Origin of the sequence: Robertmurraya beringensis, assembly GCF_042433785.1 — a bacterium.
GTDB classification, from domain to species: Bacteria; Bacillota; Bacilli; order Bacillales; family Cytobacillaceae; genus Robertmurraya_A; species Robertmurraya_A beringensis.
Genome location: NZ_JBHLUU010000080.1, coordinates 1 through 6,902 on the forward strand (window position 1 = coordinate 1; position 6,902 = coordinate 6,902).

The following is a 6,902-nucleotide window of genomic DNA, read 5'->3' on the forward strand; positions in this document are numbered from 1 at the left end:
TAGTGGATTTGGACGGGTTACCACCTGACTTATCCATTATAAAGGACTTTTTCTTTGCACAATATAATAAAGTTGAACATTTTGAGTATTTTTAATAGTGAAATTAAATTAATGCAACACTAGTGATGTATCAGGCATTAAAAATTGTTGATATTTCTCTACTTTTATTAGAGGGTTTATATTCAATAGATATTTCTCTAAAGCATCTACCTTTGGAATTCCTACGAATTTTTCTTTAAAGAATATATGACGCGAAATATCAGATTTCTCAACAACGTCTCCATCAAATAATATGAAATGTTCTACACCACTCATTGCTAACTCAGCTGCCATCCATCCTCCAACAGCTCCACATCCAAAAATCAAAATAGAGGATTCTTGAACTTTTTGTTGAGATTCATACTTTCGTGATGCTCCCAGTAAAAAGTCTCCAAAAAAATTAATCTGACGATTATATCTTTCTCTTGCTTCATCTGAAATAAATTGTTGATGAAGATTTGGTTTATTTTCCACAATAACCCCTTTTTGGAACAGGTTTGTAAATACCTTCTTAATACCTTCTAATTCAATTTCTTTATTAATTTTCTCTTCGAGTTTTTCTTTAATATCTAAAATAGTCTTTTTCCCATCTATACATTCAATTAATAATAATGTAAATTTGTTCGCTTTAAATTGAAGTTGCCTTCTAGTATTCATAAAGTATATTTGAAGAATATCTTCACCTATTACATATATGTCTACGGCATCTCGAATCTTAAAAATATCCGTATCCTTTAGCATGTTTTAACTTCCTCCCTATAAGTACAAACATCATATAACTGTATATATAAGAAGCCTTTTGTACGTATACAAAAGGCTTCTTAATCAATATAAATTAATATTGAACTACTCCTGAATTAACTTCTAAAAACGCGCCCCACTCAGCTTCTGTTGCTACCTGATTGTTACGAGTACAAACGCGTGTACAGCAATCTGAACGACTCCCTGAACACCCATCACTATACTTTGCTAACATCATTGTTTCTTCAATTTCCTCGAATAAGAAATCTTCTGCTTTTAGCATCTTTGTACCTCCGGAAGTATAAAATAGTAGCTTAATAGGTAAATAGTTACAATTATATATTATGACAACTTACGCCAATTATCAACACTTACTAGTATTCTTCTAGTATTAATATTTAAATAAGATTGTCTGCTTATATATATCAGCACTGAGGCTGCTAATATAAAGTATATAGTGTACAGCTTGCGTTTTCGTGAATATTGAAACATTTTGTATTTCAAAGGAAGAACCTAAAATTAAAAATAGGTATATTATCCTTATATAGAGGTTTTAGTTTAACTCATATTTAAATTGAAATATTTATCTCTTCATTAATTTCAATTCTCTTGGGATCAACATTCGAATAATACTTTGGACGATATCCTATAAGGTGAATGTTAGTAATTATCGTGTTATCCAATGTAAGTGAAAGAGTTTCAATTTTATCAATTGTACCAGTTAATATTAAAGACCCAATAATCATAACTCTTATTTTCTCAGGTTTGTATCTTTGGCTTACCAAACTTGAAATGATATTTGGTATCACTTGAATTTTTGCATTTGTAGGATGACTAATCATCGATTCCACTAAAGAGTCACCATAACCAGATGGTAATTCTTTTTCACCGAATAGTATTCGTCTAATACGCAACATGGCTATATCATCCGCAGTCAATGTTTTCCCTATTCCTCCACCTACTGACATTTCAGAAAAGATTGAGTTATTGCTTTCTCCTGTACCTTTTAGGTTTACAACAACGTATGTTCCTTCTCGTGTAGATTTGATGTCAATATTTTCGATGGATACAATATCTGCCTCATCTTTTATAGCAAAAGGGTATCTATCTCTGCCTCTCATGTCCTTTAAAGATTGTTCGATTTTAGAGTCGGGATTAATAAGCGTTATTTGATATTCACCTTTATTTTTGCTATAGAACTCATCGTAATCGGATATTATAGGTCCTAGCCAAAAACTTAATCCCGAAGAATTAATATTTTGAATCGCATTTTCTTTTTCTGTGGTCAGTTCACTTCTATTTATTGTTCTTTTTAATAACAACGGTTCTCCGTTAAGAGTACTTTTAATTACAGGGTTTTGATCCGAAATTTCCTCCTTCAATTTTTTGCTAACATAGGAATATAAGTTATATACATCAATGTCACCATTTCTATCGGCTGCTTCTCCCTCTAGACCTCGAATTAAATAATCAGTGAACGCTCCGTGTCCAGCTCTATCCGCGGCATATTGACTTGCTGTACATGCAGCAATAAGCACTTTTCCTGATCCTTTAACTTCTAATCCTCGATGCAATTCCTGTTGAATACTTCGTGTAATCGCTCCACTATGGCATGTATCAAAAAATGATAAAACTGTTTTAGCTGCGGTCTGGTCAATCAACTCTCTTACTTCGGACATTTTTATCATTGATATATTCGGAGAATAGATATCTCCATCAAAAGGAACAAAGTACCCTTCATTATCTATAAATGCACCATGTCCCGCCCAAAAAAGGAATAAAACATCAGTATTAACTGCACTTTCAAAGAAGGATTTTATAGCAGATAATAAAATAGTTTTTCTTGATATAGAACCTTGAAAAACTTGGACATCTTGTTCCTTAAATAAGGAAGGAGACTCTAAAAGAAGACGTTTAATTTCCAATGCATCATTTACTGTATTCGGCAGACTACTCACACTGTTATATTGATCTACAGCTATAATTAAAGCTTTATAAACCATTCTTCCACCACCTATCATGGAATTTTATTTTTGGACCATGTTCCTTTTTATTTTTTCTATATGGTACTCATAGTTTTTATTCGCTTTATCTGATTGATTAATTAAGCGTAAATTAAATTCAATTTTTCTTAGACTATATACACTATCGGATGATAAATTGGACAAATTAATTTCCTCATCTAGCAGTCCCATCAACATTTCTGCCTCAGATGAGTACAACATTACATCACTTAAAGATTTCCCATCAAAGTGATAACCTCTTAATTCAAAAGTGTATTTTTTAAATTCCCCGCAAATACTCTGGCTTTTTCTATTAAGCTTTTTCATATTGGGAGCATCGTGTCCTTGTGCGTTTTTATCATATGTAAACTCAACAGCATCGTAATCGCTATACCAAAGGTCTAATGGTTTTTCCTCATCAGAATTTCTTGTAATTGCAATTATGACCATGAAAGGCTCTTTTAAAAACTTAGCAAAAGAAACATCCATGTTACTAGGGTCTGCCCATTCAGGAAACCTTTCAGCATAAGGATGACTGTGGTAAGTACCTATATTATTGGATGTAGACACTATTTGTCTTGCTGTTTGGATAGCATTATCAATTGTTCTATCAGGTGATATCTCATTTTCAGTTCTTCTGCGGACATTTCCTACTGGAAATACATATTCACACTCAATGATGTCGTCATTTGAAATTCCAAATAACAACCCGTGTGATTCAGCTTGTTTACTTAAATCTTGCGGGAAGAATTGAATTGCATCTAATAATATAGTTGAAAAGGAATTCTGGATAAGATTAAATTTCATTGTGTACACCTCATTAAGTGATTTCTAATTCTGTACCTTATTAGTTTCTAAAGAAATTCTCCATTTTATAAGGCAATAGCAATGGCATATTTTTATTAGATACATTCATTCCAAATTCAGGCTCTTTGTAATTTGGTCGATCTCTAAGTAAGTCATTAGGATTTAGAAAGGCTTCAGCGGGAATTAAATACAAATCGGGGTTACTGCCTTCTAGGTAAAGAACAAGTGAAACATATAAGTTTCTTTGTTCGAGATTCATATGTTTCTTTAAAATTAGAACATACTCTGTCGGCCTCCGAATTGATTTAACGATTATCTCTATAAATCTACCATCAGGAGATTTTATAGATAAAGTTCTTGCATTCTCAATAATTTGACACCCATATTCTTTAAACTTGGCTATCACAACAGTCTTAGACACTTTGTTTAATTCATGATTATTAAGGGTTTTAATATTATTCAACAGCTTATACCTCCCAAAACGGATATAAAATTCCAAGGAATTTAAATGTAAACCTAGATTTTTTGAACCATCTTTTTTAATAGTTCAATCAAAACATCAATTTCCGCTTTTGAGTGCAACTTCATGTCAGGAGTTACGTCCATACCCATTCTCTAAACCACCCTTCTAAAGATTTATAGGAATATAATACCATTAATAATTATACATTTATAAAAAATACACGGCAGTTTCGTTTAATTTTATTGAAGTCTGGCAATCATAATATTGTTAGTGCAATCTGTATGTCAAAAACAGAAGGAGATAAAAATACTCCTTCTGTTTTTTATTTTGTATTATTCAATACATTGCCGTAATTACATATCAGAATACCGCTTTACCTTTTCAAAAAGTTCTTTTCTATCATTGTGTGAAAAGTTTCTTACCAGATTTACTATTGCTACAATCGTTAACCATCTACTTTCCTTTAGAAAAAAATATTCAAGTTTGTTTCTAATTTGATTATCTAGTTGCTCCAGCTCAACACCCGCCTCAATAAACAGCTCTATAACCTCATCAATCACTTTTTCATCGATTTTTTCTCTCTGTTGCTCAATTTCTGCTTCAATGCTTGATAGGTATGAAGTTAAAAAATCCTCCCATTTGTCGTCTTCTAGAAAAAAGAAATCCAAGTATGAGCTTTTATCCATGTCAATAAATTTCTTTTCGAACACTTCTCGCCTACCATAGTTATCATGTTGCTGCGAGTATATGCTCTGCATGTTGCTTACTAATTGGTTAAACCTTACGTCCTGTTGATACTCCCATATCTGTTGCAGCAATGCCAAAATTCTTCTTATTCGGCTTGGATCTCTCATTTAGAATCATACCCCTTATTTAAATTGTTACTATATTCTACAAAGTCCGATAATCTTACTTCAATTTTACCAATAATTGTCGCAAAGCGGATTCAATTTCAGCTATTAAAATTTGCAGGCTCACAAGATATTATTATATTTCAAGAATTCGTCAGTACATTCATTTAAACTAAATAATTTTCCACAGTGAATTAAAGTTTGAACCATCGGAAATGATGCATACTTTTCTAAAATTTGGCCAGTGGTTATGGATCCTAATATGAAAGAAGAAATAAAAAAGCACCTCATAAGTTATATAAACTTCCGAGAAGCTGTAATTACAGCTTACGTGTAATAGCTTTTCTAAATGGAGATTCAGCCCAAAATCTTAGCCTTATTCCGTTTCATGGTTGTAAAGCACCCGAATCAAGCAGGACGTTGTAAATGTCTTCTTCATTCCTTTTTGGATCTTCATATAAATCATACAGCTCTTCATCTTTTGTTGTATTTATCTTTTTAGGGTTATTGAAAAATACTTTTTAATGTATCCACTTTTTCAATTATAGGAAATTTGGAGGAAATTGTAGATAGTTGTCGAATTATCTAAAGTAAATAAATTAATGGGAAAGGGAGCAACATTATGAAATTAAAAAGTATTAAAATAAAAAACTTCAGAGGATTTAGCGATGAAACAACTATTAATTTTGAGAATCTAACCGCCTTTATTGGTAAAAATGATGCAGGTAAGTCTACCGTATTAGAAGCTCTTGAAATATTCTTTAATAATAGTATCGTAACTTGTGAAAGGGAAGACCTAAGTATAAATTCTGATGGAGATACCATTGAAATTACTTGTATTTTTAATAATCTACCAGACATTATAACTCTCGATAGTTCTTCTCCAACTAATTTAGCAAATGAATTTCTTCTTAATCCACAAGGTGATTTGGAAATCAAGAAATGTTTTAAAGCCACTACTTCTAAGCCTAAACCAACTACTTTTATAGTATGTAACCACCCAAGTGTACAATGGTACCATAACTTATTAGATTTAAAAAACGCAGATTTAAAAGCATTAGCCCGTAGGCTTAATTTGCCATCTGATATTTATCAAGCAAACTCAAATCCAAGTATTCGCGCTGCTATCTGGCATAGTATTGATAATCTCCAGCTAGAGCTGACTGAGCTTCAAGTTGATAAGGAGAACGCAAAGAAAATATACGATTCACTAGAGAAATACCTCCCGATATATGCTTTATTTCAATCAGACCGACCTAGTAAGGATGATGACAAGGAAGTTACTGACCCAATGAAACTAGCCGTACAACAAGCATTACTTGAATTGAACGCTGAATTAGAAAGAATAAAAGAAGAAGTAAAGCAAAAGGCAATTAGTACTGCTGAAAGAACTCTAGAAAAACTTAAAGAGATGGACAGCGAACTTGCTTCCTCATTAATACCTGAATTCAAAACCGAACCAAAATTCGATTCACTTTTTAAGTTATCTATTAACTCCGATGATAATATTCCTATAAACAAGCGTGGGAGCGGTGTTCGTAGACTGATTTTACTCAACTTCTTTAGAGCTGAGGTTGAGCGTAAGTTAAGCGAAAGTAGTTCACAAAGTGTTATTTATGCATTTGAGGAACCGGAGACATCACAACATCCTAAACATCAAGAAATTCTAATGCAGGCATTTATGGATTTAGCATATAACACCAATTCTCAAGTTATTTTAACAACCCATACTCCTGCTCTTGGTAGTCTACTTCCTCTAGAGAGTTTAAGATTTATTACCAAGGATAACGGAAATAGAGTTGTAAAATGTGGAGAAGAAAGTGTGTTTAAGGAAATAGTTGACACTTTAGGGATCTTACCTGATCCTATTACTGTTTTTGACATCTTTAAATTTCCTAAAGTTGACGGTATTGCCTGTCCAGAATTAGTCGATTATAATGTCCGTATATAATTCGAAACATTTCGACATTTATTTTGGGGAAAGGAAAAGACGTCCCC

At 32.4% G+C, this 6,902-nt stretch carries 7 protein-coding genes; 1 reads left to right on the forward strand and 6 read right to left on the reverse strand.

Features of this window, described 5'->3' with window-relative positions; translation table 11 throughout:
- Positions 1-108: 108 nt before the first annotated feature.
- From ACFFHF_RS12230 to ACFFHF_RS12255, 6 genes are all read right to left on the reverse strand, one after another.
- Complete coding sequence (locus ACFFHF_RS12230) at positions 109-780, reverse strand: ThiF family adenylyltransferase (RefSeq protein ID WP_377058255.1); 672 nt, start codon at positions 778-780, stop codon at positions 109-111.
- Between the two features lie 94 nt (positions 781-874).
- Positions 875-1,063, reverse strand: a complete 189-nt coding sequence (locus ACFFHF_RS12235) for a hypothetical protein (protein WP_377058256.1) — start codon at positions 1,061-1,063, stop codon at positions 875-877.
- 286 nt (positions 1,064-1,349) lie between these two features.
- Positions 1,350-2,783: a caspase family protein gene (locus ACFFHF_RS12240; RefSeq protein ID WP_377058257.1), complete on the reverse strand. Its 1,434-nt coding sequence runs from the start codon at positions 2,781-2,783 to the stop codon at positions 1,350-1,352.
- 24 nt (positions 2,784-2,807) lie between these two features.
- Positions 2,808-3,590, reverse strand: coding sequence for an MPN domain-containing protein (locus ACFFHF_RS12245; protein WP_377058258.1), 783 nt, complete (start codon positions 3,588-3,590; stop codon positions 2,808-2,810).
- A 40-nt stretch (positions 3,591-3,630) separates the two neighbouring features.
- Complete coding sequence (locus tag ACFFHF_RS12250; protein ID WP_377058259.1) at positions 3,631-4,053, reverse strand: hypothetical protein; 423 nt, start codon at positions 4,051-4,053, stop codon at positions 3,631-3,633.
- Positions 4,054-4,406: 353 nt separating this feature from the next.
- On the reverse strand, positions 4,407-4,907 hold the full coding sequence (locus tag ACFFHF_RS12255; RefSeq protein ID WP_377058260.1) for a hypothetical protein: 501 nt from the start codon (positions 4,905-4,907) through the stop codon (positions 4,407-4,409).
- A gap of 619 nt (positions 4,908-5,526) precedes the next feature.
- Between ACFFHF_RS12255 and ACFFHF_RS12260 the strand changes: the two genes are divergently transcribed.
- Entirely contained in the window at positions 5,527-6,855 is a 1,329-nt protein-coding gene (locus tag ACFFHF_RS12260; protein WP_377058261.1) for an ATP-binding protein, read from the forward strand.
- Positions 6,856-6,902: the final 47 nt, after the last annotated feature.

What these genes read in the sequence shown, in the direction of transcription:
- ACFFHF_RS12245 (WP_377058258.1), bottom strand. Translation starts at nt 3,590, where the DNA reads ATGAAATTTAATCTTATCCAGAATTCCTTTTCAACTATATTATTAGAT.
- ACFFHF_RS12240 (WP_377058257.1), bottom strand. Translation starts at nt 2,783, where the DNA reads ATGGTTTATAAAGCTTTAATTATAGCTGTAGATCAATATAACAGTGTG.
- ACFFHF_RS12235 (WP_377058256.1), bottom strand. Translation starts at nt 1,063, where the DNA reads ATGCTAAAAGCAGAAGATTTCTTATTCGAGGAAATTGAAGAAACAATG.
- ACFFHF_RS12230 (WP_377058255.1), bottom strand. Translation starts at nt 780, where the DNA reads ATGCTAAAGGATACGGATATTTTTAAGATTCGAGATGCCGTAGACATA.
- ACFFHF_RS12255 (WP_377058260.1), bottom strand. Translation starts at nt 4,907, where the DNA reads ATGAGAGATCCAAGCCGAATAAGAAGAATTTTGGCATTGCTGCAACAG.
- ACFFHF_RS12260 (WP_377058261.1), top strand. Translation starts at nt 5,527, where the DNA reads ATGAAATTAAAAAGTATTAAAATAAAAAACTTCAGAGGATTTAGCGAT.